This window comes from Halobacteriovorax sp. XZX-3, assembly GCF_043196495.1.
Taxonomy (GTDB): domain Bacteria; phylum Bdellovibrionota; class Bacteriovoracia; order Bacteriovoracales; family Bacteriovoracaceae; genus Halobacteriovorax_A.
Genome location: NZ_JBEBMO010000001.1, coordinates 843,806 through 869,501 on the forward strand (window position 1 = coordinate 843,806; position 25,696 = coordinate 869,501).

Consider the following 25,696-nt stretch of genomic DNA (forward strand, 5'->3'; position numbering starts at 1 on the left):
ATGAAAAAACAAAAAAAAATATCTCTTAAAAATATCTCGGATTATGAAAAGCAATCCGACTATATTGGACAAGACATTCTGCTAGAAGAAGCAAGGGTACCACTAGCGACAAAATCGATGATCCTACTCTCTTGCTTTACTCTTATTGCTTTTTTTGCATGGATATCGTTTTCGACGGTAAATGAACTTGTAAGTGGTAATGGAATCATCGAATCAACTCGAAATATTATCACTATTCAACATAATAAGTCAGGAATACTTAATGCACTCTATGTTATGGAGGGACAGTATGTAGAGGAAGGAGAACTCCTTTATACACTTGTTGATGATAAAACAAAGAAGAAGGATAACACTCATTATATACGTTCAAACACAAGAGGAATCATAAGAAGCGTTATGATACAGGCCATTGGACAAAGAATTTCAACAAGACAAAGTATAATGAGACTAGAGCCTATCGCTGACAGTGTCACAGCATCTATTGAAATCACTCCCGATGATATTAACTCTATTCAAAATGGAATGCCTGTTCAGCTAAAGTTTAAAGTTGGCAACAGGTATGAAACAATCCTAGGAGAGATTACATCGATCTCTTCTAATACATTTTATTCTAACAATGGTAAGGCCTACTACCAGGCCAAAGCACTTCTCTTTAAAAATCACCTTGGAAGAGACCCTAATAAGAATTTAATTTTACCAGGTGTCAAAACAAGAGCGGATATCTTTATAACGGAAAGAAGTATTCTGTCTTATTTAACAAAACCTCTAGAGTCCTCACTTAACTATGCATTAACAGAGAGATAATTATGTTTAAAAAACTACAGCAGGCCATTCAGGACAACATGTCAGAAGCAAGTAGCAGTGATAAGTCTCACATGCCAGAACATGAGACGAAAAAACCTAAGATACTTATCATAAGCAATAATAAATATATCACTGAACGCTTGATGCAAGTATTGGACGACACTTATGATATTATACAGCGAGATAAAGTTGAAATGATCATTCAAATCTTTGCAGATGTAAAAAAAAATGACGTTGATCTTATTCTCTTCTATGACTCAAGCTTAAGTAAAGACTTATCAATCTTTTCAATGCTAAAAAAGTACCCCAGATTCTCAAGTGTTCCAATAATAGTCTTGGCACAAGAAATTACAGAAAAGAGAAAGTCACACTATTTAAGCAATGACTTAAATGATTTCATTGATCTTCAAAGTTTCTCTAACATTAAACAGTTAATTAACTCAAAAATAAAACTTCAAGCTAAGATAAAATCTATTATTAATTACTCTCTTAACCACAATAGTGGGCTTGATATCGTATCAAACGCACAAATGCACATAAGAACACTAGCTGATGTTGCCGGATGTGCAAGAACATTAAAGCTATTTACAAATTCATCAATTACTCAAGAAAGGGCATTTTTTGAAATTATTCTAAACTCTCTTGAGCACGGTCAACTTAAGATTGATAAACTCGAGCGAGAGAAAATAAAGGCCAATGGGGACTATGAAAGTTATCTTGATATCCTATGCAATAGAAATAAAGAGCCTGTTATTGTGACATATGAAAAGCTAGAAGAGTCCTATCGTATCTCTGTCATAGATGGAGGAGATGGTTTTGAGTTCAAAAAATACCTAAAGGCCAACCTTAGTAACTCAATCAAAGAATCTGAAAAAGGAATTGCTATTGCCAATAGTACTAAAGGAATCGAGTTAAATTATATTGTTCCAGGAAATATTGTTGAAATTAATATTCCACATCAGGAAAAGTTCAAACTTTGGCACTAAAAAAAAGGCCCGTTATTAACGGGCCATTATTTTAAAGATTTTCTAAAGCAGAAAATAAATCGACAACCCCGCCCGTTAGGATATCTCCATCCATCGAAGACTTGGCCGTTACACTATTCATTAAAACATTTTTTAATTCAACTGCTGTTAAGTAAGGGTGTCTTGAAAGTACTTCTGCGGCTACACCTGTTGTATTAGGAGAGGCCATTGAAGTCCCTGACATATTTCCGTAGCGATTTCCAGGAGTCGTTGAATAAATTGATGATCCCGGGGCCGCAACATCAACACTTTTAACACCATAGTTTGAAAAATAAGAAAAGCGACCATAGCGAGTTGATGAAGCTACAACTAACATCCCTTCACTTTCATAAGAAGCAGGATAAGTTAATTTTGTATCAATATTTTGTGAGCTATTACCAGCACTAACAACAACAAGAGTGTTATATGTTTTTGCGATATAATCAATTGTCTCCTTTACCAGCATTCCACCTTCATTATGTGACTTACCAAAAGAGCAGTTAATTACTTTTGCACCATTCTTTGCCGCATAAAGAAAGCTTTCCGCAATATCGACATCTGTTTCATCACCATAGCTTGGAACTGAACGAAGTCCCATAATGCGAACATTTGATGCGACACCTGCAATACCAACTCCATTATTTTGTGTTGCTGCTATTGTTCCTGAAACGTGAGTTCCATGTGAATGGCCATCCATCATATCCCCTGTTGCATTCCCTTCACTATCACGCTCAAGTGTATTGATTCCGTGAACATCATCGATATAACCATTACCGTCGTCATCAATTCCATTGCCAGGTATTTCATTAGCATTGACCCACATTACATCTTTAAGATCCTCGTGGTTATAATCAACACCTGTATCAACAACTGCGACAATAATTGGAGCATTAGATTGTGACAATCCACTATCCTCATAAACTCTATTAACACTCATGCCATGCTTGTCAGCATCTTTAAATGCCCATAACTTTGAAAGTTTTGGATCATTTAAAACAGAGCTATAAATCTCATCTCCTTCTTCAATTGATTCTGACTCAAAAGATTCAACTGGCATTGGAAGAGGCTCACGTTTTGAGAAAGTATCAAATTGTGCATCAAGAATATTTTGATGCGCTCTTAATTTATTTAAAAGTGACTCATCCCCATTTGTATAAAGAACATATGTGGATTCAAAAAAGTAAACTGATTTATTTATTCCCTTAAACGCCGGAATATCTTTACCATTCTTTAACTTTACAATAATGCGTTTTGGGTTGATGTTAAGAGACGATGCCTTAGCTGTGATGTTAAGGAAAAAACCTAATAAAATTAGGACTGTTCCTATTAAGATCGATCGATTCATTTGCAATTCCTTTTGCTAATAAAATTTCAATGACTTAAGTGTATATATAAAAAAACGATATAAAAAATGTCTTTTTCTTACATTTTCACTCGGAGATGGGACCAGTTTAGTTAAAAATCAAAGAATAGACTCATCGCGCATGCTTGGTTTTAATGACAATTTCATGACAAAAAAGTAAGTTATCTAATGTATTTTACGTTCACACCATAAACAAGGATTTATTTTGAAATACATCATCGGAACACGTGGCTCACTATTGGCCCTGACTCAATGTAATCAAGTAAAAGATCAACTTGAAGAACTAACTGGTGACGAGTTTGAATTAAAGGTAATTAAGACTCAAGGTGACCAGATTGTTGATAAGCCACTTTGGCAACTCGAAGGGAAAGACTTTTTCACTAAAGAATTAGATGCGGCCCTACTACAAGGTGAAATCGACTTAGTCGTACACTCATATAAAGATCTTGGAAGTGATAGACCGGAAGGAATAAAGCTAGCAGCAATATCGAAACGTGACTATGCTTACGATATTCTCCTAATTAAGGAAGAGACTGTTAGTAAGTTAATGGCCAAAGAACTAACAGAATTTGTTGTTGGAACTTCTTCTCCACGTCGAATTGTTAATATTGAAAGCTCTTTATCGGAGTTCTTACCTTATGGAGACAATGTAAAAGTATCAACAAAGATGCTTCGTGGAAATGTAAACTCACGTATTCAAAAACTTAGAGATGACAACTACGATGCGATCGTTCTAGCAATGCCTGGTATCGAAAGACTTGCTATTACAGAAAGCTCAAGAAAAGAGCTTGAGGTTCTACTTTCGGGAATGACTTATGCTGTTCTACCTCACAGTCAATTTCCAGCTGCCGCTTCTCAAGGAGCTCTTGGAATTGAATGTTTAGAAAACCGTGATGACAACGGAGTACTAGAAGAAAAACTTTTTAAGCTTCAAGACAAAGATACAGTAAGTGAAGTAAGCCGTGAGCGTAAAGCATTTGCAAGCTATGGAGGCGGTTGTCACCTTGCAGTTGGTATCAATGTCACAAAAAAAGGTGATTATTATATTCATACGCATAAGGGAAAGGTTGATGACAAGGTAATCTATGAAAGACACCTTGAAGGAAGCTTCCCTGCACCAGCCTCTAAGGCAAAGGCATTCATTGGCCTTCCGCATGCTGACCACAGAGAACAAGAATATATCTATTGTGAGTTAATCCACAAAGAGGCCCTAAAGAATGCTCGCGTTCCAAATAACGACGTTCTTCTTTCTGCGCGCTATGGTGTAAGCCTTCTAAAGAATCACGGTAAAGCTGTTTATACTGCTGGTACTTCAACTTGGAAGCTACTTGCTCAAAATGGCCAGTGGGTTCATGGATCATGTGATGGCCTAGGAGAAGACACACTAGACAAGATTCGCAGCTCAAAAGCCATTGAAGTTTTAAATGGCCCTAAACAAGAGCTAACAATCTTAACACATAAAGACTCTTACTCTGACTATGGACAAGTGTTTGAATCATATGAAAAGAGCAATAAAGAAATTCGTGAAACATTCTTAGATGAGCTTAGACAGTGCGATGTATTCTTTTGGACTAGTTACTCACAATACCAAACTTATGTTGAACACCTTCCAGAGTTAAAAGACAAATTTCATGCTTGTGGGCTTGGTAAAACATTTGAACAACTTTCAAAAGAAGGCGTTACTGTTCGTCCATTCGCGAGTATGGAAGAATTTAAAGCTTGGCTAAAAAAATAAATATAAAAGGATTACATATGAGCAATATGCACACAGAAATTTTTGAAAAAAGTAAGAAGATGGTTCCAGGTGGAGTTCACTCACCTGTTCGTTCATTCAAAGGAATGACATCAACACCAAAATTCTTTAAAAGCGCTAAAGGTGCTTACTTTACAGATATCGAAGGTAAAGAATATATCGACTTTTGCATGAGCTTTGGGCCACTCGTTCTTGGACACCAAAACGAAACTGTAAAAGAAAAACTAACTGAGGCCTTAGGTCGTGGCTGGAGTTATGGTGCTTGTGAACCATATTCAGTTGATCTAGCTGAATACCTACTTTCTCGTCTTACACATGTTGATCAAATCAGATTTGTAAACTCGGGAACAGAAGCAGTTATGACAGCACTTCGTCTTGCACGTGGTGTGACAGGAAGAAATAAAATTATTAAGTTTAATGGTTGCTACCACGGTCACGTTGATGCCATGCTAATTAAAGCGGGATCAGGACTTGCTGGTGCTGCTGAGTCTTCTTCTCTTGGTGTTCCAAAAGGTGTTGCAGATGACACTCTAATTCTAGAGCTTGAAGATCTTGAGGGTGTAAAGAAATGCTTTGAAGATCACAAAGATGAAATCGCTGCAATCATTGTTGAGCCACTTCCGGCAAATAATGGTCTCTTAATTCAAGACCAAGCATTCCTTGAAGGATTAAGAGAGATCACAAAAGCAAATGATGCACTTCTAATTTTTGATGAAGTAATTTCAGGCTTCCGTGTTGCTTTTGGTGGTATGGCAGAACTGACTGGAATCACTCCAGATATCGTTACTTACGGTAAAGTAATTGGTGGTGGTCTTCCAGTTGGAGCAATTGCGGCCAAGAAAGAAATTATGGAACACCTTGCTCCTGTTGGTGGTGTTTACCAAGCTGGAACTCTAAGTGCAAACCCACTTGCAATGGTTGGTGGACTTGAGACACTTAAACAAATGACAAAAGAGAGCTACCAAGAGCTTGAAGATAATACTCTAAGAATTGTAAATATCTTTAAGAAGTGGCTTGCTGAATATAACGATGGTCAATTTTCAAACTACAATGTAATTCACCACTCTTCTCTATTTTGGATCGTTCCAGGAGATAAGATAAAGTCAGTTGGAAATATTCCAGGCAATATTGGTGAAGACTTTGTTCCACTATTTGAACTTCTTCTTGAAAAGGGAATTTACCTGTCTCCAAATGCATATGAAGTTGGATTTGGTTCACTTGCACATAACGAAGAAGTTGCGAAGGATTTAGAGAACAGACTTTGGAACTAAAGAAAGCTTCTTCTCCATTCTTTTTAATCTCAACGATTACGACGGGACTAATTGGGCTCTTTGGCCTGTGGTGGCTCTTTTTAATTTTTAAAATGAGTGACCGCTTGGCAAAACTTAATATCACAGAGGGCCCAGACATAGGCTCACTAATTAAATGGGAAGGAATTACGTTTCTGGTCCTTATTCTCATTCTAGTGAGCTCTCACACTCTCCTCTTTATCAGAGACCAGAGAAAGAATCGCTCGATTGCAGCTTTCTTTGCAGGGCTTACGCATGAGCTTAAGACTCCCCTTGCAAGCATAAAACTTCAATCTGAAGTCATTAAAGATGAAGTTGAAAAAGACTCAAACCAAAGACTTCAAAAACTTACGACTCGCTTAATTGACGATACGATTCGACTAGAGAATCAAATGGATAAAATCCTACAGCTCTCACGTATAGAGCGAGGTGGAAACTTAAATTGTACAGATATTGAAGTAGGTCATTTCCTAGAAAATATTATTGAGAGTGGCTACCAAAATAAATTGAATGTTACGGTAACTAAGGAAGTAAAAAACATTAGCCTTCAAGCTGACGAGTTTGCTCTAAGTATCATTTTCAAAAACCTTTTAGAAAATACTATTTCACATACTGATTCGAATGAAGTTGAAATTACGATCAGTACTAAAGGACAGGCCGTAAATATCAGATATCATGATCGCGGCAGTTTTAGTGGTGATGTCAAAAAGCTTGGAAAGCTTTTCTACAAGCACCAATCGACGAAAGGCTCAGGCATAGGCTTATACCTTTCGAAGAAATTAATTGAAACGATGAAAGGTCAATTTAATATAACTTTAGATAAAGGCTTAATCTTCGATATTCAATTACCACTATCAGAACAAAGTGACGGAGGTAAAGATGAATAACTTCGGAAAGATTCTTGTCGTTGAAGATGATAACAATCTAGGTGATACACTAAGCGAATACTTAGGCGACATCGGTCACGAATGCCGACTTGCAAAGAATGTTAAAGACGCTCGTTACTATTTCGAAGACTTCAAACCAAATATCATTCTAATGGATATTGGACTTCCAGACGGAAATGGGATTGATCTTGCTAAAGACTTTAGAAAGCTTAGAAAAGACTTCATTCTTCTTTTCTTATCTGCTCTAAATGATCCTCAAACAAAAGTTGAAGGGTTTGAAGCAGGTGGCGAAGATTATATTACAAAGCCATTTGCTCTAAAAGAGCTAACGATAAGACTGGATCGACTACTAAGCTTTAAGACTAATATCGACTCCCTTGAGGAAGAAATTCTTATTGGTGATTTAAAAATTTGGCCAAAGCGATTTGAAGTACAAGATGGCGACGGCAGGATACTAAATCTAACACAAAAAGAGTGTGCCATTCTAGAAATCTTACTAAAGAAAAAGAATGAAGCTGTTGAAAGAGATTTTATTATTGACGAAGTATGGGGTGAAGATAAATTTCCATCACAACGTACTGTAGATAACTATATTGTTAAACTTAGAAAATGGGCCGAGAGTGACTCAAAGAACTCACTTGAGATTCAAAGTGTTCGCGGAATTGGCTACAAGCTTATTATAAAGGAATAAAAATGGGATTATTTAACGATCGCAAAAGTGAAAATGGAAAAGAATTTGTACCTGTATGGTTTATGAGACAAGCTGGGCGCTACCACGACCACTACCAAGGTATGAAAAAAGATCATACATTCATGGAGCTATGTAAAAAACCAGAGCTTGCATGTGAAGTAACAATGGGCCCAATCAATGACTTTAAATTTGATGCGGCCATTCTATTCTCAGATCTACTCTTCCCTCTAGAGCAAATGGGAATGGGCCTAGAGTATGCTCCAGGACCAAAGCTTGAAAAAACTCTAGAAACTGTTGCAGATGTAAAAGCACTTAAATTCTTAGATAGCGCAGAGAACTTTTATAAATTCCAAGGAGAAGCATGTACTCTTCTTAAAGATGCTCTACCAAGTAACAAGACACTTCTAGGTTTCGTAGGTGCTCCTTTCACTCTTTATACATATGCAGTTGAAGGATCTCATGCTGGTGCCTTATACAGCTCAAAAATTGGTCTATATGACGGACGTTGGGATGCATTTGTCGATCTACTTCTTCCAGAACTACTAGGAGAAATGAGAGCTCAGGCCATTGGTGGCGCAGACGCAATGTGTCTTTTTGATACAGCAGCCGGTGAGCTTAATTTTGAAGATTACACTCAAAAAGTACTACCAGTACTTAAGAAAGTAACTGCTGAATTCAAAAAAGAATTCCCAAATAAGAAAGTAATTTACTACTCAAAAATGACTCACCTTAGATACCTACAGGCGATTGAAGATGACAATATTGATGTACTAGGTATCGATTGGCGTCATGACCTTGGTCATGTTTTAAATACTCTAGGAAATGACTATTATATTCAAGGAAACCTTGAACCAGCTTATCTAGGACTTCCATGGGAGACTCTTGAGAAGAAGTGGATGGACCTATATGAGTCAGTGCAAAATGCTAATGCGCCGATGAATAAATGGATTTGCGGTCTTGGACACGGGTGCCTTCAGTGGATCGATCAAGAAAATGTACGTAAAAGTGTTGATTTAATTCAAACAAAATTTCAATATTAATTATTTGGGCGCGAAGCGCCCAAACTCCCTTCCTAGACGCCTTCTCCAACATCTGTGTAAGAAGATAACAGAATCTATCTCTATTTTAATTATCTGATTGGCCCTAAAATAATTTAGTTACAGTTATAAAATAACCAAGGAAGGTTAGATGAAAATTACACGCAAGATTTGTGTTCAGTTACTAGCAGGACTCTCACTACTTACAATTAATACTCATGCGTTTGAGCACAACTACATCGTGACAGGAAAGGACTTATTCCAGTCAACGCAAAGTCTACACTCGAATCTGCAAATTGATATTATTAAGGTTGAAAAAGACCTTGTTATTGCTAAGACAAAAATTATGAGCGAGCAAGCTGAGATCTCTCACCTTGCACACGAAGAGCATCAAAGATGTGGTGGTTTCTTTGCGTTTCAAACGAAAGAAGAAGCACTTCAATTCGTAAAAGAACAAAAAGAAAACTCAAATATTAATGCATTCTTAGCTGATTACACAATCAACCAAGAAGATCTTGTTAGATCGGCCATTGCAAATGCAAAAGAAAGCTCAATAAGAAGTGTTATTGAAAAGCTTTCTAGCTACAATAACAGATATTATAAATCTGAAACAGGTGTTGATTCTCAACAGTGGCTTAAAGATCACTGGACAAGCCTAACATCACACCGTTCTGATATTAGTGTTGATTTCTTTAACCACTCTTCATACCCACAACCATCAGTTATTGCGACAATCAAAGGTAAGAGTGATGATGTTATTGTAATCGGTGGTCACGGTGACTCAATCGCAGGTTGGTGGGGACGCACAAACGCTCACGCACCAGGTGCCGATGATAACGCTTCAGGTGTGGCAACGGTTACTGAAGTTTTAAAAACACTAGCTCAAAGTGGTTACCAACCAGAAAAAACAATTATGTTCATGTCTTATGCTGCCGAAGAAGTTGGTCTTCTAGGTTCTAAAGAAATTGCACAAACTTTTAAAAGACAAGGTAAGAACGTTGTTGGTGTTATGCAACTTGATATGACAAACTTCAATGGTTCAAACGATGACATCACAATCATCACAGATTATACAAACGAAGCACAAAATAACTTCCTAGGTTCTCTATTAGATAAGTATCTTCCAGAACTATCTTGGGGACGTGATACTTGTGGTTATGCTTGTTCAGATCATGCTTCATGGACTGCTCAAGGCTTCCCTGCTTCAACACCATTTGAAACTCGCAAACGTGAAATGAATGGAAAAATCCACTCATCTCGTGACACTCTAGATAATATGGGTGGAACAGCTGATCACGCTCTAAAGTTTGCGAAACTAGCACTAGCATTCACAATCGAACTTGATAGATAGGATATCTCTCGACTTTGATCAAATAAAAAAAGCCAGCTTATGCTGGCTTTTTTTTTATTTAAATTCAATCGATAGTGGACAGTGATCACTTCCCATAACATCTGGCTGATGCCAGCAGTTTTTCACACGAGAAACAAACTCATCAGTTGACCAGAAGTAATCAATACGCCAGCCTACATTCCTTGCACGACAATCTCCGCGGTAAGTCCACCAAGTGTAGTGGCCATTCTCTTCAGCAGAAGTGTACTCGCGAAACAAATCAGTAAAGCCCTGGGCCTTAAACTCATCCATCCATTCGCGCTCAATAGGAAGAAAACCAGTCGTCTTTGTATTTGTCTTTGGATTTGCAAGATCATTTGCCGTATGCGCAGTATTATAATCTCCACAAATCACAACTTCTTTTTTCGTCTTCTTCTTTAGAGCTAATGCTTTATCAGCAACAGCACGACAAAAGTTTAACTTATATGGAACTCGAGCGTGATCTCTTTGTCCATTTGGAAAGTAACAATTAAAAAGAATATAATCATCAAATTCAGAAATGATCGTTCTGCCTTCACAATCGAACTCAGGAATTCCAAGCCCTATCGTGTGCTTAACATTGATCCCCTTTCGAACCCAAGTAGCAACACCTGAATAGCCCTTCTTTTCAGCAGGAGCAATTAGCACTTCGTGGTTATCAGGATTATTTAAGCGATCACTTAATTGTTCAGGTAATGCCTTCGTTTCTTGAAGACAGATTACATCTGAATTATCTTCTAAATACCAATCGTAAAAACCTTTTTTTTCGCAGGCCCTAAGACCTGCGACGTTCCAACTAGAAATTTTAGTCAAAACTAAGCTCCTAAGATCGAGATACCAGAGTCAACGTAAAGAACTTGTCCAGTAACACCGTTAGCAAGACGAGAACCTAAGAATACCGCTGCTCCACCAACATCTTCTTGAGTAACATTGCGACGAAGTGGCGACTTCTCTTCAACATCATTTAGGAAACCTTTAAGCCCTGGAACACCAGAAGCAGCAAGAGTTCTAATTGGACCTGCTGAAATACAGTTTACGCGAATTCCTTCTGGACCTAGATCATCTGCAAGGTATCTCATTGTTGATTCAAGAGATGCTTTGGCAACACCCATTACATTGTAACCATTAAGAACCTTAACTGATCCGTGGTAAGTAAGAGCGATAACTGAACAATCTTTTGCCATAATAGGCTTTAGAACATTACACACACCTAGTAGTGAGTATGCTGAAATATCTTGTGCCATCTTGAAACCTTCACGGCTTGTTTTATGGAAACGATCTTTAAGATCAGTTTTATCTGCAAATGCTAGAGAGTGAACGATTACATCAACCTCTCCCCATTTTTCTTTTACGATTTCCGCCATCTGAGTCATATGATCTTCATTTTGAACGTCTAGTTCAAATGTAAACTCTCCACCGATTTGTTCACTTAGTGGCTCAACTCTTTTTTGAAGTGCTTCATTAAGATATGAAAACGCAAGACGTGCACCTTGTTCTTTCATTTGTGTTGCAATTCCCCATGCAATTGACTTGTCATTTGCAAGTCCTAGGACAAGAACTTTCTTTCCTTCTAAAATTCCCATTTATTACTCCATTTCTATTTAGTTATTTATTATTTAATAAATTTGTATCCGACAGATCGGATACTTATTATATGTTTTGGTTCCTTAGGGTTCTCTTCAAAGTATTTTCTAAAACGTACAATGAAGTTGTCAATGGTACGAGTATTTGAATCCTTTTTGTAGCCTAATAATTCAAGTAACTCACCGCGCGTAACCACTTCACCCTCATTTTGCGTTAAAAGTGTCAAAATCTTCACTTCCTGCTCTGTTAGAGTATATTCCTCTCCCTGGCAGAGTGCTTTAAAGTCAGAAAAGTGTATTTCATTGGCCCCAAATTTATATATAGTGACTTCCTTTTTTGTCCAACTAGAACGCTTTAAAAGACGTTTTACTCGCAAGATGAACTCATCTAAGTTAAAAGGCTTCGATAAGTAATCATCAGTACCTAAATTAAAACAGCGCACTTTTGATTTCGAGCTATCCTTTGCAGAAAGAACAAGAACTGGTGTTTTCTCATTAATCTCTCGTATTTGCACAAGAATATCTTCACCACTTATTACCGGAAGCATGAGATCCAAGACAACTAAATCAAACTCTTGATCCTTATATAATTTTATTCCCAAATCTCCTCGATTTGCATGAACGACTTCATAGCCTTCTAGTTCGAGGTTTAAGATAATACCTTTCGCAATATTTTGCTCATCTTCAATAAGTAAAATACGACTCATTTAACTAACCCTATTTTTAAATAATAACTTTAATGTCATCCCCTGATCGACACCTTCACTTTCGGCGCTAATGCGTCCTCCATGAATTTTCATAATTTGAGTGGCCATATAAAGTCCGACACCACTTCCCTTTGATGACTTTCCAACTTGGTAGAATTTTTTAAAAATATTTTTCAAATCTTTTTCTTCTACACCATCACCATTATCAACAAAGAAGAGTTCACTAAAACGTTTCCCTTTTTGAAAGATGATCTCCATTGTCTTCACTTCTTTGCTATTGTAGCGAATTGCATTAGTCAAAATATTCATTAATAGAATATCAAAAAGCTTGCTATCAAATTCGATTGATTCTTCATTATCAAGATGTACAAACGATATATCAAGCTCAGAGAAATTATGACGATTACGATGAACAAACTCTTCGATTGTCTGGCGGATATTGATTTGTCTTAAATCAGGCTCGACTTTCTTTTCTTCGAGACGCCCAAGTTGAAGGATTTGCTCAATATTATCACCAAGTCTTTCAGTATCATGTCTCATAATATCGAGATATTCCAACTGCTTTTCTCTCTCAAAGCTATGGCGTTTTAAAGTATCAATAAAGATTGCAATCGAAGCAACGGGAGTCTTTAGTTCGTGAGTAAATCCATTAATAAAGTTTTGCTGCATACGATAGAGCTGGCGAAGTTTTTGGTAATAATAAAAAACCATACTAAAGCCAACGATAATAAGTGAAACTAAAATAGACAGAATTAAGATCATTACCCATGTTTCAGTTTGTTGGAACTGAACAAGAGGAATATTCGACTTCTTAACAAAGTCCGTTAACTTGGCATTAACCTCTAAGTAAGAAGAAATATAGAGATATAAAGAAATACCTAAGGCCACCAAGCTCGATATAAAGATAAAGAGCGGGTGAATAAAAAATGGACCGCGTTTAATAAGTGACATATTGCAAATATTAGCAATTATTGGCACTATTAGTTAAGAAAATAATAAAAGAATTTCTATCGAGGACAACTATGCAAGACATCGCTCAATTTATTGACCACACTTTATTAAAGCCTGAAGCAAGTAGCCTACAAATTAAAAAGCTATGCCAAGAAGCTAATGAGTATGGCTTTAAATCAGTTTGTATAAATCCAAGTAATATCCTCGAAGCAAGGAAGTATATTGACCCAAGTAAGTCACTTATTTGTACAGTTATTGGTTTTCCACTTGGCGCCATGACGACAGAAACAAAGGTTTTTGAAACTAAAGATGCCATCGAAAAAGGTGCAGATGAAATTGATATGGTTTTAAATATCGGAAGGCTAAAAGAAGGTAATCTTGAGTACGTTGAACAAGATATCGCCGCAGTGGTTAAGGCGGCAAACGGAAAAGTTGTTAAAGTTATCTTTGAAACATGTCTTTTAAATGAAAAAGAAATTCGTTTAGCGGCCAAAGCATCCATAAGTGCTGGTGCTAGCTTCATAAAAACATCAACTGGATTCTCAAGTGAAGGAGCTAATCCTGAAGTCGTCTCAATAATGATTGATGAGGCTCAAGGAAAATGTGAAGTAAAAGCCTCTGGTGGGGTTAGAAGTCTTGAGGATGCACGTAAATATCTAGAAATGGGTGTAAAAAGACTAGGAACGAGTTCTGGTGTCGCGATCATGGAAGGTGAAAAAAATATCACAACTTCTTACTAATGTGTAAGTTTGCATCTTAGTATGCTATTGATAGAAGTAGATGAGAGAGAGGGACTCACACAAGGAGTTTTCATGAAGTCTATTTTGCTATCAGCAACTGTAACTTTAGTTTCAATCAAGGCGTACGCAAGTCTGCCATGTGAGCAACTCGACCAAAACCTGGCTTATGAAAACACTCGCGAATTCATAAGTATCAAAAAGAAAATCACAGAAAATTCTCAAGTAAATGACGACATTCGAAATCGAATTAAATCACTTATTAAGAACACGAGAAATTACTACTTCAAATCAGGATGCCAAAACCTAAGACATCAGCAGCTTGGGATTTTATTAGAGCTTAATGAACTGAAGAAGTTATAAGATTTTCTTTACCCTTGCCTACCTACTATTGCGCCAAGCAAAGTGCCACAATGACTTTAGAGTCATTTAGGCCAAGGCCAGGAAGGGTTATATGGAGAGAGTCACACACCAATTAACAATTTCAAAACATGCAAAAAAGCGCCTGCTTGAGCGCCAAATTCACTTTAGCGAAAATGATTATAGCCGCTTAAATGAAGCTGCTCATAAATTGAAGTTAAAAGGCGTAAAGGAATCCTTAGTTATTACTGACGATGCAGCCTTTATTCTCGATATCGATCGCTACTGTTTAATAACAGCAGTAAATAAAGACGAACTTAGTGATAATATTTTCACTAAGATTGATGCAACAATGATCTTATAGCTCATTCCAATAATTTGTTGGTAATTCACCTTTTCGAGCTAACTCACTTGCAAGGTTTGGAACCGCACCGCCAAATACTAGCTCACCATTTTCAATTTCAAGAACTGAAGTCGTAAGGATATTATTTCCTTCCATATTGTTGACTTCCAGCACTTGCGTAACTTTTCTACGGCCGTCATCAGTACGTCCTAATTGAATAATGAAGTCGACTGCTGTTGAAATATACTTTCTAACAACATGATAAGGAAGATCAAAGCCTGCCATTAAAAAGAGGGCCTCTACTCTTTGTAAACATTCCACAGGAGAATTGGCGTGAATCGAAGTCATACTTCCATCATGTCCAGTGTTCATTGCCTGAATCATATCAAAAACTTCAGCTCCCCTTACCTCACCAATAAAGATACGATCTGGTCTCATACGAAGTGTATTCTTAACAAGTTGGCTCATCGAAAGCCCTTCTTGTCCACTTGTTAGCCCGGCCTCTAGCCTTACACAATTTGTATTAGGAACAACTAACTCGAGAGTATCTTCGATTGTAATGATTCTCTCATCAGGAGAAACTTCCTTAAGAAGCATATTCATAAATGTCGTCTTACCTGAACCAGTTCCACCAGAAATAAGAATATTTTTCTTGGCCTTAATAAGTGATTTGAAGAAAGGAATATATTTTTCATTAATTCCAAAAAGCTGAGAGTGCTTATCGAGTTGGAAATTATTTGAAAGATATTTTCTAATAGTGATTGAAGTACCTTGAGATGCATATGGTTCACTAATAATATTGATACGTGAACCATCTGGAAGTCTTCCATCTAAGATAGGATTTTCGTTTGAAAATTTCTTCTTATTAAATAGTGCCACTTCATTTGAGAAATCGAGAATATCTTTCTTATTAAGAGGTACGTTAAGTCCAATAAACTCTCCTCCTCTTTCAACAAAAACATTCTTTGTTCCATTGATTACAATTTCAGAAATCCCCTTCTTCGTTGAAAGGTCTTCTAACATTTTCCATACACTATTTTCTGCCATACTCTTCCTTCTTCATACTGAACAAAACTGACTTACACAGTCTTAGATGCAATTAAATCAGTATCTCCAATACTTAAGGCGTAATTAATTATATTTTTTTGTAATTGATACTTTTGATCAGTAGCAAGCATCGACTCTATTGTATCAAAGCTTTGTTTCGCTCTAATTAATCCAAAGAGCTTCTCCTCTCCTAAATATTTTAGAAAGTGAACAAGCATAAGGATAAGGATATCAATGCGGATATTACGATTTTTTGAAAGAGATAAAAGCTGATCAATTCTTCTATCCGGAAAGTATGGATGATCTTCAATCTTTTCAATATCAGACTCATAACAAGATACTTTTAAATACATTCCAAGTGAAATTAGGCGCGAATACCCACTTACTGTTTTGTCACGAAAACGAGATTCTATTTTTTTAATATCTTCGATCTCTTCAATAACGACAGCATGCGGATGATTACTATTATAGAGAAAGTTCATATAGTAGGCCAAGAGACGATCACGAATACCGTGCCAGCCATACTTCTTCACAAGAGAAGTTAAATCTGTTTCTTCACCGCCATTTAAAATACGATAAAGAATCCTGCCCATAGCAGGAGATTCAAAAATAAATCTTTGCAAATCGACAGATGTGTTACTTGAACTTGAAACATCACTTATTAGTAACTGACAAAATCTATCGGGAAGCTCTACATAATCTAATTCCATAAAACTATGATAAATGAGATTTAGATGAGATTCCAGCTTTATATTAGCAACGAGCTCCTGTTATAATGGATCTATGAAAACACCTATTTTAGAAGAATTCAAACTCAAGGCAATTGATAAGGAAGAAATTAAGACGGCACTTAAAACGTACCGAGTTGGTCATCAGCCTCTCTATCTCGATGCATCGAAATTACAGAGGGATCGACTAATAAAGCTTCTTGGGCTTTTATCAAATGTTTTGGAGGAACAAAATCTTTCACCTAAATTCCCTTATCCTTTCTATGTGATAACGGATGTTGAAGATATTTGGACGCGCTTTCCAATCTTTAAATCTCTTGAAGATCTACCAAAGTACTATCAATTTGAAGCGGCAAGGCCAACTAATAAAGAGCAAAAAGTCTTAGACTTCATTGATATCTCAGCTTCAAATATAAGAAATGAAGATGTACAGTTATGTCTTGATGAGTTTGGACGTACAATTGCATCACAAAGGATAATAAAAGCACTTGCAAAAGAAGGTGCAAAACTTGAGAAATTAATTTCAATCTTGGAAGACGAAAATGTCAGATAACGATAACAACGACTTAAAGAAAATTGACCAACATATCAAAAAGGTCTTAGGTGATGAATTTGCACCAATTCCTAAAAAGCAATCTTCTGGAAGTGAAGAACATAAACTGACGAATTTTCTCGATATTGAAAAGAATCGCATAAAGCAGCTAAAGGACTTCTTTCAAACGAGAGTTCCAAATGTGATTGAATTGAATCAATTTGATGAGCTCATGCAAGAATTGGTTGAATATAATGACCAACTTCGTGCAAAAGTGTTAAAAAAGACAGTTCTAAAAGACTCAAAGTTTAGTCTAAACTTAAAGCAAATATTTAATAAAACTTTTATCGAATAGGAGAAGTGAATGAAGAAGTTTTTTATGATGGCGCTTATTTGTGCATCAACACTGGCAATGAAACCAGCTACAGTTGAAATTTCGGGTGAAAATGGTGGCCGTTTAAATGGTAAAGCGTGGTCGTCAACTGAATTAAAAGACAAAGTTCACGTACTCTTTTATGTTGATCCTGATGAAAAAGATTTAAATAACCATGCTTCAGAAGCACTAGCTCGTGAAAAGTTTGACCGCACTAAATATGCCTCAGTTGCAGTAATTAATATGGATGCGACTTGGCTTCCAAACTCAATCCTAGAAGGAGCTTTAGAAGATAAGCAAAAGAAATACCCTGATACAATTTACGTAAAAGATCTTGAAAAAGTAATCGTAAAAAAATGGAAAGGAATCGTAAAAGATGACGATTCGAATATCCTTGTCTTTGATAAGAAAGGTAGCTTAGTTTACAAGATCAATGGCAAAGCAAGCGAAGCTCAAGTGAAAGAGATGATTACAATTATCAAAAAGAATATGTAGTGGTAGGTGCGAAAGCACCTACTCTTTTATAACTGTCGTGGAGTTCATCAAGACAGGATAAGTTTTTCTAAGTTTCTTCCCATTTTTTAACAGATAAGGCCACTCAACAACAACTTCACTTACCTTCTCGTCACCAAGGCCAATATGTATATAAGATGTACTCTGAGGTTGGAATTGGCCAAATGATGGATAATGCTGACGAGTATATGTATTACCTTTATTCGTATCAGCTATGATTTTAGCTCCATAAGCTTCTCTATTTGAATTCTTTCCTACTAATTTTAACTTTATAAAGTTCTTCTGTGGTAGTCGATTTTCAAAAAGATATACTCTAGGCTGAATTCTAAAATCACGAGTATTTGTCTGAATCGTTAAGATATCCATTCGTCCATCATCATTAAAATCAAACACTACTGTTGAGCTAGGGTTAACAATATCAATACCAAGGTCCGGGCCTCGGTTAACTAACTCATGATCTCTTTCTTGCACAAAAGACACAAGCCTTGAGTGAGGAGGAAACCCTGAATTATCAACGAGTAGATCAATAAGGCCATCATTATTCAGATCAGTCCAAAGTCCTCTCATATCACCTTGGTTCCAATTCGCCTTCGCCTCATCATTTGTATACTCTGTACGAATAAATGAAATACTCTTAAGCCCTTTATTAGTTAAAATACTTGAGCGATCACGAGACTCTAAGTCCAGAGAGTGCGAGATTTCTCCCATGGCAATATCATAATAGCCATCATTATTATAATCGCCACAAATTGCAAAAGTTGAATTTCCGCCATTAAAGCGGCCACCACTTGTGATAGCATCCATACTATATCCGGAACTCACTCCTGCATCAGTATAGACGATACTCTTTCCACGCTTTGTGGAAAGCCACAACTTATTTGGATGGCCTGCAGAATTACTTGTTAAAATGTCTGCGAAACCATCATTATTAATATCGCAAATACTTGAAGAAAATGTAGGGGCCACATTAATATAAGTATTGCCTCTTTCTTCTAATTCACTCGTTAGTGCTCCCGAGATTTCAGAAATTTTTCCATTCTTATAAGTAAAAAGTCTATTTTCAATTGTTTTGCCCTCTTCGTTGCGATCAAACCAATTGGCCACAAAGAAGTCTAAAAAACCATCATTGTCATAATCAAAGATATTTACGTTAGAGATTGGCGCTATAAAATCAAAACTAGTTTCACTAAATTTTCTAAAAACAATTCCATTATTTCGCGATGGACTACCTTTGTAAGAAACAAGTGGCTTTTTCGTCAGTGCTGACTTTTGATTATGAATTCCCGTAATTACATCTACAATGCCGTCCTTATCGAGGTCTACAAATTGCATGAATGTAACCTGAACATCATCTTCAAAGTAAATATTCTTAGCTTTTACAAATCCATCGTCTGTCGCAAGATAAAATTGAGGAACAGAATAATTCCCATTTAAAAAGACAAGATCTTCTCTTCCATCACCATTTATATCGTAAACATAAACACGTGATGCCTTAATACCATCAAGACCAAGCTTTTGAGTTACATCGACAAATTTCGAACTTGCCTTTGTTGGCCCATAGTTAACTTTGACTTGTTTTGCTTTCGATTTTTTTTCTTTCTTTTTAAAGACCTTACTTGAACATGAAGTAGCAATTAGGGCCGAAGAAAGTAGGAGTAAAGAATATTTCATATGAATATTCTAATAGGCCCTAGCATTTTTTACTAGGGCCTAAGAGATTATTTTTTAATTGTAATGAGAAATAATTAGAAATTAATGATATCTAGGCCGTATCCATCATTTGCACAAACTTGATCAGAAGTTTCTTTAACAACTTTGTCATCGTGTGAAGTCATTGCCTTAAGATTTGTCACAACGACTGCTCTTGCATCTTTTAGTGCAACACGAGCAAGGTTAAGAGCATAGTCTTTCTTATCTTGTTCGATCTTATCACTATTAAGAATTGAAGTTGTACGAGAAATTACAGCAAGCATTACATAAAGATTCATTGCCATTTCAGCAATTCTCTTTTGTGGAAGCTCGTTACCGATAATATTCTTACCATACTTCATAAGAGTGTTTTCAACTTGAATCGCGAATTGACCAAGAAGAGAGTTAAACTTCCCTGCTTCTTTATCAAGTTTTGCGTGATGCTTAGTAATTAGTCGCTGACCAATCATCTTTGATAGACGACCTTTAGCAAAGTTAGTTAAAACACCTACAGACTTAATTGGATCTTGAAGAGCTTTTGATACATCAGCTGCTTTTCCAAGAGCTTTCATACTTTCAGATGGGTTTCTAATACCAGAAAGAGCAAGGAAGATTCTTAAAATTTCGTTTGTTCCTTCAAAGATCATATTAATACGAGAGTCTCTCATAATTCTTTCATATGGATACTCTTTCATATAACCGTTACCAGCAGCAATCTGCATTCCTTGGTCAACAACTTCCCAAAGAGATTCAGAACCATAGATCTTACATACAGCAGTCTCAAGGTAGTAGTCGTTAAGACCTTTACACATATTACCAGTTGTCATGTATACGATTGACTCTGTTGCATAAATTCTTGCTGCCATAAGAGCAAGTTTATCTTGGATAAGACCAAACTCAGCAATTGGTGCACCAAATTGCTTACGACCTTTAGCATGCTCAGTAGCAAGCTTTAGGATTGTCTTCATTCCACCTACACATCCAGCACCAAGTGAAAGACGTCCAGAGTTAAGAACGTTCATGGCGATCTTGAAACCTTTTCCAAGCTCACCTAGAATATTTTCTTTTGGAACGATTACTTTATCGAAGTATACTGCACGTGTTTCAGATGCACGGATCCCCATTTTGTTTTCTTTTTCACCAAATGAAAGACCTTCCATTCCTTTTTCAACGACGAAACAAGAAATTTTTTCTTTAATTTCACCGTCTACCTCATGATCTGTCTTACAGAACACAGAATAGAACTCTGCAGTACCTGCGTTAGTAATCCAAAGCTTTTGCCCTGTAATTGTATAAGTGCCGTCACCGTTATCAACGGCCTTTGTCTTAATTGAATAAGCGTCAGAACCTGATCCTGGCTCAGTTAAACAAAATGCTGCTAACTTTTCACCTGAAGCGAGTTGTGGAAGCCACTTTGCTTTCTGCTCCTCAGTCCCCTCGTTTAAAAGTGCACGGTAACCAATAGATTGGTGAGCACCGATCATCGTTGCAACTGCGCCATCAAAAGAAGCAACTTCAGCGAAAACGCGACTATAAAGAGTGTAGTCAAGACCAAGACCACCAAGATCTTCATGAACACCCATCCCAAAAAGCCCAAGCTCAGCTAAACCTTGCATTACTTCTGGTGGGATCACACCTTCATGATCCATCTTCTCACCGTCTAAAGTCCCCTCACAGAACTTGTTTACAGCGTTTACCATCTCACGACCAAAGTCTTGCTGCTCATCAGTAAAACCTGGGTATGGAAATACATTGTCTTCTTTAACTTCACCAAAGAATAGATCTCCAACAATGGAGTCCATCATTTGCTTTTCTTCACTCATCATTAAGTCCTTTTTTAAAATCCATCTATGTGGGTAGAAAATTGATTGACTGGAATTCCCTGACATTTTAGCACGACATTCGTCAAATAATCAAAGCAAACACTTACTTAAGTTTAACCGACATTTTAACTCGGTCAAAAAGCAAGAAAATTCTTACCGAATATATCAATGGTTGATGCTTTGGGTAAACAACCTTAAAATACTATAAGGTATTAAAATATAAAAACTTTCAAGAAGAAACTTAATGACGAAAAAGAAAGGATTCTTTTCTAAAATTAAATCAAAATTATCCAAAGATCAGGATGATGGGGAATTTATTGAGCATGAAGAAAATCTTCATGACGGTGAAGAGTATGAGTACGAGGAAGAGTACGAAGAAGAGTACGAAGAAGAGGACAACGGCGAAGTCTACGAAGAAGACGTCGACATTCCCCTACCTCCCGCACCAACCCCAGACGCAGACCAGGTCTTAGAAGACCCCACTCTAGAAGTTTATATTGACGATCTAGAAGCTCACTCCGAAGAAGATGCCGGTTTTCTTTCTAAGCTAAAAAGTAAGTTAACTAACAAATCAACTAACGAAGCTGATGAAGAAGCTGACTCTGAAGATAGTGACGAAGAAGACGAAACTGAAGGATCAGAAAATAAATACAATGTCATGCAACGCATGCTTGATAAAATCAAATCAAAGACAGAAGACTTTGACTTATCAAGAGTTGGAAGTGGTCTAGGAAAAAGAGCAAAAGGTCAACCAACTGGAGCACAATACTTTCTTCCTAACCTATTAAGTAATGAATCGCGCCCTAAGATTCATCATTATTTTTTAATTCTTTTAACTTGTGCCTTCTTATATCAAATTGGTAAATTTGCGGCCCTTTTCTTAAATGGCAAAGACGGTGGCGCAAAATTTCAAACAGATTTTAGTCGCCCTAATACTTACGATCACAATGCATCAATTGCTAATATTAGAAACTATAACCCATTCAATATTCAAGAAGATGAAAATGAAAAAACTGAAACAAAAGTTAAACGTCCAAAGAATGTTGTAAAGATCTGTCTTGCTGCTGATCAAGAATCAAGACTTGGTTTCAAACTCTTAAATACAATTGTTCTTCAAAACAGTGCCAAGTCTGTTGCAAGTGTTTCTAACCGTGGAAAAGTAGAAAATGTTCGTGTTGGTGGAAAGATCAATAATATAGCAGAGATTGGAAGTATCACACGCCAAAAAGTTATCTTTAAAAACTTAAGAACTGGTGAATGTGAATTCATTGCAAACGTTGACGAGAAGGCCAAGCGCTTTGCTCGCAAGGCCAACACTAAAATTCTTCCACCAAGTAGCGCCAAAGACGTAATGCCTGAATTTAACAAGGATATTAAAGTTGAAGGAAATAACTTCAAAATAAAGAAGGAACTACGTGACTCTCTTTTAAGTAATATTGGAGATGTTCTAACGCAGGCCAAGGCCATTACAATTAAGAATCCAGATGGGTCCCTATGCTTTAAAATGACAGAAGTAAAGCCAGGATCAATCTATTCATATCTAAATGTTCAAAACGATGACATAATCTGTGAAATCAACGGTGCAAAAATCGAAAATATGAATCAAATTATGGGAATGTTTGGAAAAATTAAGTCTACGGACTATTACGAACTCGGTATTAAGAGAAACGGAGTTCAACAAAGCTACAACTACAATTTTGTCGAATAATTATAGGGATCATGGATGAAGAAACTATTTTTAAATCTCTCAGCGCTATCTTTACTTTGTCTTGCAGCAGACCCTGCTCAAGCACAGTTTAGACAATTCAAATCAAAAACCAAGGTTAATCGCGATGCGAATCCTTCGGCAGCTAGCCTACTCGATAGCAGCAATGCAGAGTCAGGAAGTGATGCATTTGGAAGAACTGCAACTCAGCCTAAGAAAACTGATGATGCTTACGTTAACTTAAATCCAGAGACTGCTTTTGGTCCAGAGATTGTTACAAGTTTTGACTTCGAAGACACTTCTCTTCAAGACCTAACTAAGCACATGCAAAAACTTACAGGTTTAAATCTGATTATCGACAAAGACCTAAAAGGAAAGATTTCTATTTCTGCACCAACACCTATTACTGTTGGTGATGCATGGAAAGCATATTTAGCAGCACTGAATATGAATGGCCTAACGATGGTTAAATCTGGTGCATTCTACAAAATTGTACAAGCTAGAGATATTCGCTACATCCCTACTAAAATCTACACAGGTAACTATGTTCCAGAAACAGAAAACTACCTAATGAAGATTATTGCCCTTAAAAATATTGATTCGACAGAAGTTTCACGCTCGTTTAGACCATTTATGTCTCGTTACGGACGAATCATTGAAATCAAACAAACAAATACTATTATTATTCAAGATACTGGTTCTAACATTAATCGTTTAATGAGTTTAATTAAATTCATCGATGTTCCTGGCCACGAAGAAACACTACAGATCATCCCTGTTAAGAATACTTCGGCATCAGAAATTGCAAAGCTACTTGATAAGATTTTAAAAGATGATACTTCTAAGAAAACTGCCTCAAGAAGAAGCTCTGATGGTGGTGGACAGATCATCTCAAAATTAACGGCAGAGCCACGTACAAACTCGATTATTGCCATGGCAAACTCAAGTGGAGCAAAGAGACTTAAGGAACTAATCAATAAGCTAGATGTTGAATTAGTTGCTTCTAATAACGAACAAATTCATGTTTACTACCTCTACCACGGAGATGCTGAAGATATGTCTAAGACACTATCTGAGCTAGTAAGTGGATCAAAATCGAATTCTTCAAGCTCAAGAAGAACTTCTCGTTTTTCTAGAACAGCAACTGAAGATAATAACGAATTATTTAATGCAGAAGTTAGAATTACTGCAGACAAGTCTAATAATGCTCTTGTTGTAACTGCCTCTCCTACTGACTGGCTTACACTTGAAAAAGTTATTAAGAAACTAGATCAACCAAAAGACCAAGTATTTATCGAAGGTCTAGTGATGGAAACAAATATCTCTAAATCACGTGATCTTGGTGTCTCTATCGTTGGTGCATACGGATCAGGTGCTGCAGACCGTGCTGGTTCAATTCACGGAACTTCAGGTTCTGTTCTGACACAACTTATTTCTGGAACTTGGACATCAATTGGTGGTCTATTTGCCGGTGTTGGTCTAGGAAATGAAATTGAAACAGAGATCAATGGTCAAACAGTGAAAATTGATTCAGTAAACGCACTTATTTCTGCAATTGCAAGTAACGGAGACACAAACGTACTCTCTACTCCTCAATTATTAGTTCTAGATAATACAGAAGGTATTTTTGAAGTTGGTGAAAAGATTCCTGTACCTAAAGAGAGCCAGGCATCTAATGGTTCAACAACGACTTCACTAGACACACAAAATGTTACTTTAAAGATGAAGATAACTCCTCAAATTAACAAGGTAACAAGATATATCAAACTAAAAATTGACCAAAACTTTGAAGATTTCTCAAGTAGGGCCCTTCCTTCTGGTGTAGCATCAGTTGGTGTTGGTACAGTCGTAAGAAGTGCTGTAACAACTGTAACTGTTCGTGATCGCGACACAATTGCAATGGGAGGTATGATGAGAGACAAGACAACTGATTCAGTAAGTAAAGTTCCTCTACTTGGTGATATTCCAGTTCTTGGTTGGCTATTTAAGAATACGACGACACAAACTGAGAAACTAAATATGCTAATGTTCTTAACGCCAAAAATTCTTGATAACTATCAAGAAGATATTGCGAGTACAGTTAAAGAAAGCTTAAATCGTCGTGCTTCTCACCTAAAAGAGTTCCACGGTGAAAAAGATCCATTTAAGTCGACTGCTAAAGGTCTTTACAACAAGGCCCAAAAACAAGAGCAAGGTCCGCTTTATGATGAGCAACGTAACAAGTACTACAAGCAACAAAACCAAGATAGCGTGATGAATGACTCTGTTATTGAGCCTGGCTACAATGATGTCGTTCAGAAAGTAAATGCGAAGAAATCAGCTCCTAAGAAGGCCCCTGCTATAAAAGTAAAGTCTTCAGATAAAGAAGTTGTGATTAAGAAGTAATTTAAAAAGGCTTGATGTAAATG

Annotated in this window: 25 protein-coding genes; 16 read left to right on the plus strand and 9 right to left on the minus strand. The window is 36.8% G+C overall.

The genetic code is table 11. The features are described from left to right. On the plus strand, nucleotides 1–804 hold the full coding sequence (locus tag ABMA70_RS03845; protein ID WP_392991463.1) for an HlyD family efflux transporter periplasmic adaptor subunit: 804 nt from the start codon (nucleotides 1–3) through the stop codon (nucleotides 802–804). 2 nt (nucleotides 805–806) lie between these two features. Further along, on the plus strand, nucleotides 807–1,790 hold the full coding sequence (locus ABMA70_RS03850) for a hypothetical protein (protein ID WP_392991461.1): 984 nt from the start codon (nucleotides 807–809) through the stop codon (nucleotides 1,788–1,790). Between the two features lie 31 nt (nucleotides 1,791–1,821). Here the strand turns inward: ABMA70_RS03850 and ABMA70_RS03855 are convergent, their stop codons facing one another. Further along, complete coding sequence (locus tag ABMA70_RS03855; RefSeq protein WP_392991459.1) at nucleotides 1,822–3,153, minus strand: S8 family peptidase; 1,332 nt, start codon at nucleotides 3,151–3,153, stop codon at nucleotides 1,822–1,824. A 223-nt stretch (nucleotides 3,154–3,376) separates the two neighbouring features. Here ABMA70_RS03855 and hemC point away from each other — a divergent pair, with 223 nt between their 5' ends. The 6 genes from hemC to ABMA70_RS03885 all read left to right on the plus strand — a co-directional run bounded on the left by hemC (nucleotide 3,377) and on the right by ABMA70_RS03885 (nucleotide 10,179). After that, nucleotides 3,377–4,906: a hydroxymethylbilane synthase gene (gene hemC / locus ABMA70_RS03860; RefSeq protein ID WP_392991457.1), complete on the plus strand. Its 1,530-nt coding sequence runs from the start codon at nucleotides 3,377–3,379 to the stop codon at nucleotides 4,904–4,906. A gap of 17 nt (nucleotides 4,907–4,923) precedes the next feature. Beyond that, complete coding sequence (locus ABMA70_RS03865; protein WP_233189681.1) at nucleotides 4,924–6,195, plus strand: glutamate-1-semialdehyde 2,1-aminomutase; 1,272 nt, start codon at nucleotides 4,924–4,926, stop codon at nucleotides 6,193–6,195. Continuing rightward, complete coding sequence (locus ABMA70_RS03870; RefSeq protein WP_103216837.1) at nucleotides 6,186–7,100, plus strand: sensor histidine kinase KdpD; 915 nt, start codon at nucleotides 6,186–6,188, stop codon at nucleotides 7,098–7,100. Before ABMA70_RS03865 ends, ABMA70_RS03870 begins: the two co-directional genes overlap by 10 nt. Next, entirely contained in the window at nucleotides 7,093–7,791 is a 699-nt protein-coding gene (locus tag ABMA70_RS03875) for a response regulator transcription factor (protein WP_392991455.1), read from the plus strand. Before ABMA70_RS03870 ends, ABMA70_RS03875 begins: the two co-directional genes overlap by 8 nt. Nucleotides 7,792–7,793: 2 nt before the next feature. Beyond that, the gene (locus tag ABMA70_RS03880) at nucleotides 7,794–8,831 is read left to right on the plus strand and encodes a uroporphyrinogen decarboxylase family protein (RefSeq protein ID WP_103216835.1); all 1,038 of its coding nucleotides are present in this window, start codon (nucleotides 7,794–7,796) and stop codon (nucleotides 8,829–8,831) included. Between the two features lie 148 nt (nucleotides 8,832–8,979). Beyond that, nucleotides 8,980–10,179: a M20/M25/M40 family metallo-hydrolase gene (locus ABMA70_RS03885; RefSeq protein ID WP_103216834.1), complete on the plus strand. Its 1,200-nt coding sequence runs from the start codon at nucleotides 8,980–8,982 to the stop codon at nucleotides 10,177–10,179. Between the two features lie 54 nt (nucleotides 10,180–10,233). On the opposite strand, the gene ABMA70_RS03890 is transcribed toward ABMA70_RS03885, so the two are convergent. From ABMA70_RS03890 to ABMA70_RS03905, 4 genes are read right to left on the minus strand one after another with little or no spacing between them, the layout of a single operon-like run. Next, on the minus strand, nucleotides 10,234–11,010 hold the full coding sequence (locus tag ABMA70_RS03890; protein ID WP_392991453.1) for an exodeoxyribonuclease III: 777 nt from the start codon (nucleotides 11,008–11,010) through the stop codon (nucleotides 10,234–10,236). A gap of 2 nt (nucleotides 11,011–11,012) precedes the next feature. Then, nucleotides 11,013–11,780 (minus strand): enoyl-ACP reductase, encoded by a 768-nt coding sequence (locus tag ABMA70_RS03895; RefSeq protein WP_103216832.1) that lies wholly within the window; start codon nucleotides 11,778–11,780, stop codon nucleotides 11,013–11,015. Nucleotides 11,781–11,809: 29 nt separating this feature from the next. Beyond that, entirely contained in the window at nucleotides 11,810–12,487 is a 678-nt protein-coding gene (locus tag ABMA70_RS03900; protein WP_392991451.1) for a response regulator transcription factor, read from the minus strand. Continuing rightward, on the minus strand, nucleotides 12,488–13,438 hold the full coding sequence (locus ABMA70_RS03905) for a sensor histidine kinase (RefSeq protein WP_392991450.1): 951 nt from the start codon (nucleotides 13,436–13,438) through the stop codon (nucleotides 12,488–12,490). Nucleotides 13,439–13,509: 71 nt separating this feature from the next. On the opposite strand from ABMA70_RS03905, the gene deoC reads away from it, so the two are divergent. The 3 genes from deoC (at nucleotide 13,510) to ABMA70_RS03920 (ending at nucleotide 14,899) form a co-directional block, all read left to right on the plus strand. Then, the gene (gene deoC, locus ABMA70_RS03910; protein WP_392991448.1) at nucleotides 13,510–14,178 is read left to right on the plus strand and encodes a deoxyribose-phosphate aldolase; all 669 of its coding nucleotides are present in this window, start codon (nucleotides 13,510–13,512) and stop codon (nucleotides 14,176–14,178) included. 72 nt (nucleotides 14,179–14,250) lie between these two features. Continuing rightward, complete coding sequence (locus ABMA70_RS03915) at nucleotides 14,251–14,538, plus strand: hypothetical protein (RefSeq protein ID WP_103216828.1); 288 nt, start codon at nucleotides 14,251–14,253, stop codon at nucleotides 14,536–14,538. 91 nt (nucleotides 14,539–14,629) lie between these two features. Then, complete coding sequence (locus ABMA70_RS03920; RefSeq protein WP_103216827.1) at nucleotides 14,630–14,899, plus strand: TIGR02530 family flagellar biosynthesis protein; 270 nt, start codon at nucleotides 14,630–14,632, stop codon at nucleotides 14,897–14,899. Here ABMA70_RS03920 and ABMA70_RS03925 read toward each other — a convergent pair. After that, nucleotides 14,894–15,925: a CpaF family protein gene (locus tag ABMA70_RS03925; protein WP_103216826.1), complete on the minus strand. Its 1,032-nt coding sequence runs from the start codon at nucleotides 15,923–15,925 to the stop codon at nucleotides 14,894–14,896. The genes ABMA70_RS03920 and ABMA70_RS03925 overlap by 6 nt on opposite strands. 32 nt (nucleotides 15,926–15,957) lie before the next feature. Then, complete coding sequence (locus ABMA70_RS03930) at nucleotides 15,958–16,635, minus strand: hypothetical protein (RefSeq protein ID WP_103216825.1); 678 nt, start codon at nucleotides 16,633–16,635, stop codon at nucleotides 15,958–15,960. A 73-nt stretch (nucleotides 16,636–16,708) separates the two neighbouring features. Here ABMA70_RS03930 and ABMA70_RS03935 point away from each other — a divergent pair, with 73 nt between their 5' ends. From ABMA70_RS03935 to ABMA70_RS03945, 3 genes are read left to right on the plus strand one after another with little or no spacing between them, the layout of a single operon-like run. Further along, the gene (locus tag ABMA70_RS03935; RefSeq protein ID WP_103216824.1) at nucleotides 16,709–17,206 is read left to right on the plus strand and encodes a hypothetical protein; all 498 of its coding nucleotides are present in this window, start codon (nucleotides 16,709–16,711) and stop codon (nucleotides 17,204–17,206) included. Continuing rightward, on the plus strand, nucleotides 17,196–17,540 hold the full coding sequence (locus ABMA70_RS03940) for a hypothetical protein (protein WP_103216823.1): 345 nt from the start codon (nucleotides 17,196–17,198) through the stop codon (nucleotides 17,538–17,540). Before ABMA70_RS03935 ends, ABMA70_RS03940 begins: the two co-directional genes overlap by 11 nt. A gap of 9 nt (nucleotides 17,541–17,549) precedes the next feature. After that, on the plus strand, nucleotides 17,550–18,053 hold the full coding sequence (locus tag ABMA70_RS03945; RefSeq protein ID WP_103216822.1) for a YtfJ family protein: 504 nt from the start codon (nucleotides 17,550–17,552) through the stop codon (nucleotides 18,051–18,053). A gap of 18 nt (nucleotides 18,054–18,071) precedes the next feature. On the opposite strand, the gene ABMA70_RS03950 is transcribed toward ABMA70_RS03945, so the two are convergent. Then, on the minus strand, nucleotides 18,072–19,742 hold the full coding sequence (locus ABMA70_RS03950; protein WP_392991446.1) for a CRTAC1 family protein: 1,671 nt from the start codon (nucleotides 19,740–19,742) through the stop codon (nucleotides 18,072–18,074). A 74-nt stretch (nucleotides 19,743–19,816) separates the two neighbouring features. Then, the gene (locus ABMA70_RS03955; protein WP_158246782.1) at nucleotides 19,817–21,583 is read right to left on the minus strand and encodes an acyl-CoA dehydrogenase family protein; all 1,767 of its coding nucleotides are present in this window, start codon (nucleotides 21,581–21,583) and stop codon (nucleotides 19,817–19,819) included. Between the two features lie 244 nt (nucleotides 21,584–21,827). Here ABMA70_RS03955 and ABMA70_RS03960 point away from each other — a divergent pair, with 244 nt between their 5' ends. Both ABMA70_RS03960 and gspD read left to right on the plus strand, forming a co-directional pair. Then, nucleotides 21,828–23,291, plus strand: a complete 1,464-nt coding sequence (locus tag ABMA70_RS03960; protein WP_392991444.1) for a hypothetical protein — start codon at nucleotides 21,828–21,830, stop codon at nucleotides 23,289–23,291. A 15-nt stretch (nucleotides 23,292–23,306) separates the two neighbouring features. Continuing rightward, nucleotides 23,307–25,673, plus strand: coding sequence for a type II secretion system secretin GspD (gene gspD, locus ABMA70_RS03965; protein WP_103216817.1), 2,367 nt, complete (start codon nucleotides 23,307–23,309; stop codon nucleotides 25,671–25,673). Nucleotides 25,674–25,696 lie beyond the last annotated feature (23 nt).

Bases quoted from the DNA above. Each gene is read 5' to 3' on its own strand.
- ABMA70_RS03845 (WP_392991463.1), top strand. From the start codon at position 1: ATGAAAAAACAAAAAAAAATATCTCTTAAAAATATCTCGGATTATGAA.
- ABMA70_RS03850 (WP_392991461.1), top strand. From the start codon at position 807: ATGTTTAAAAAACTACAGCAGGCCATTCAGGACAACATGTCAGAAGCA.
- ABMA70_RS03855 (WP_392991459.1), bottom strand. From the start codon at position 3,153: ATGAATCGATCGATCTTAATAGGAACAGTCCTAATTTTATTAGGTTTT.
- ABMA70_RS03865 (WP_233189681.1), top strand. From the start codon at position 4,924: ATGAGCAATATGCACACAGAAATTTTTGAAAAAAGTAAGAAGATGGTT.
- ABMA70_RS03875 (WP_392991455.1), top strand. From the start codon at position 7,093: ATGAATAACTTCGGAAAGATTCTTGTCGTTGAAGATGATAACAATCTA.
- ABMA70_RS03880 (WP_103216835.1), top strand. From the start codon at position 7,794: ATGGGATTATTTAACGATCGCAAAAGTGAAAATGGAAAAGAATTTGTA.
- ABMA70_RS03885 (WP_103216834.1), top strand. From the start codon at position 8,980: ATGAAAATTACACGCAAGATTTGTGTTCAGTTACTAGCAGGACTCTCA.
- ABMA70_RS03895 (WP_103216832.1), bottom strand. From the start codon at position 11,780: ATGGGAATTTTAGAAGGAAAGAAAGTTCTTGTCCTAGGACTTGCAAAT.
- ABMA70_RS03900 (WP_392991451.1), bottom strand. From the start codon at position 12,487: ATGAGTCGTATTTTACTTATTGAAGATGAGCAAAATATTGCGAAAGGT.
- ABMA70_RS03905 (WP_392991450.1), bottom strand. From the start codon at position 13,438: ATGTCACTTATTAAACGCGGTCCATTTTTTATTCACCCGCTCTTTATC.
- deoC (WP_392991448.1), top strand. From the start codon at position 13,510: ATGCAAGACATCGCTCAATTTATTGACCACACTTTATTAAAGCCTGAA.
- ABMA70_RS03915 (WP_103216828.1), top strand. From the start codon at position 14,251: ATGAAGTCTATTTTGCTATCAGCAACTGTAACTTTAGTTTCAATCAAG.
- ABMA70_RS03920 (WP_103216827.1), top strand. From the start codon at position 14,630: ATGGAGAGAGTCACACACCAATTAACAATTTCAAAACATGCAAAAAAG.
- ABMA70_RS03925 (WP_103216826.1), bottom strand. From the start codon at position 15,925: ATGGCAGAAAATAGTGTATGGAAAATGTTAGAAGACCTTTCAACGAAG.
- ABMA70_RS03930 (WP_103216825.1), bottom strand. From the start codon at position 16,635: ATGGAATTAGATTATGTAGAGCTTCCCGATAGATTTTGTCAGTTACTA.
- ABMA70_RS03935 (WP_103216824.1), top strand. From the start codon at position 16,709: ATGAAAACACCTATTTTAGAAGAATTCAAACTCAAGGCAATTGATAAG.
- ABMA70_RS03940 (WP_103216823.1), top strand. From the start codon at position 17,196: ATGTCAGATAACGATAACAACGACTTAAAGAAAATTGACCAACATATC.
- ABMA70_RS03945 (WP_103216822.1), top strand. From the start codon at position 17,550: ATGAAGAAGTTTTTTATGATGGCGCTTATTTGTGCATCAACACTGGCA.
- ABMA70_RS03950 (WP_392991446.1), bottom strand. From the start codon at position 19,742: ATGAAATATTCTTTACTCCTACTTTCTTCGGCCCTAATTGCTACTTCA.
- ABMA70_RS03955 (WP_158246782.1), bottom strand. From the start codon at position 21,583: ATGAGTGAAGAAAAGCAAATGATGGACTCCATTGTTGGAGATCTATTC.
- ABMA70_RS03960 (WP_392991444.1), top strand. From the start codon at position 21,828: ATGACGAAAAAGAAAGGATTCTTTTCTAAAATTAAATCAAAATTATCC.
- gspD (WP_103216817.1), top strand. From the start codon at position 23,307: ATGAAGAAACTATTTTTAAATCTCTCAGCGCTATCTTTACTTTGTCTT.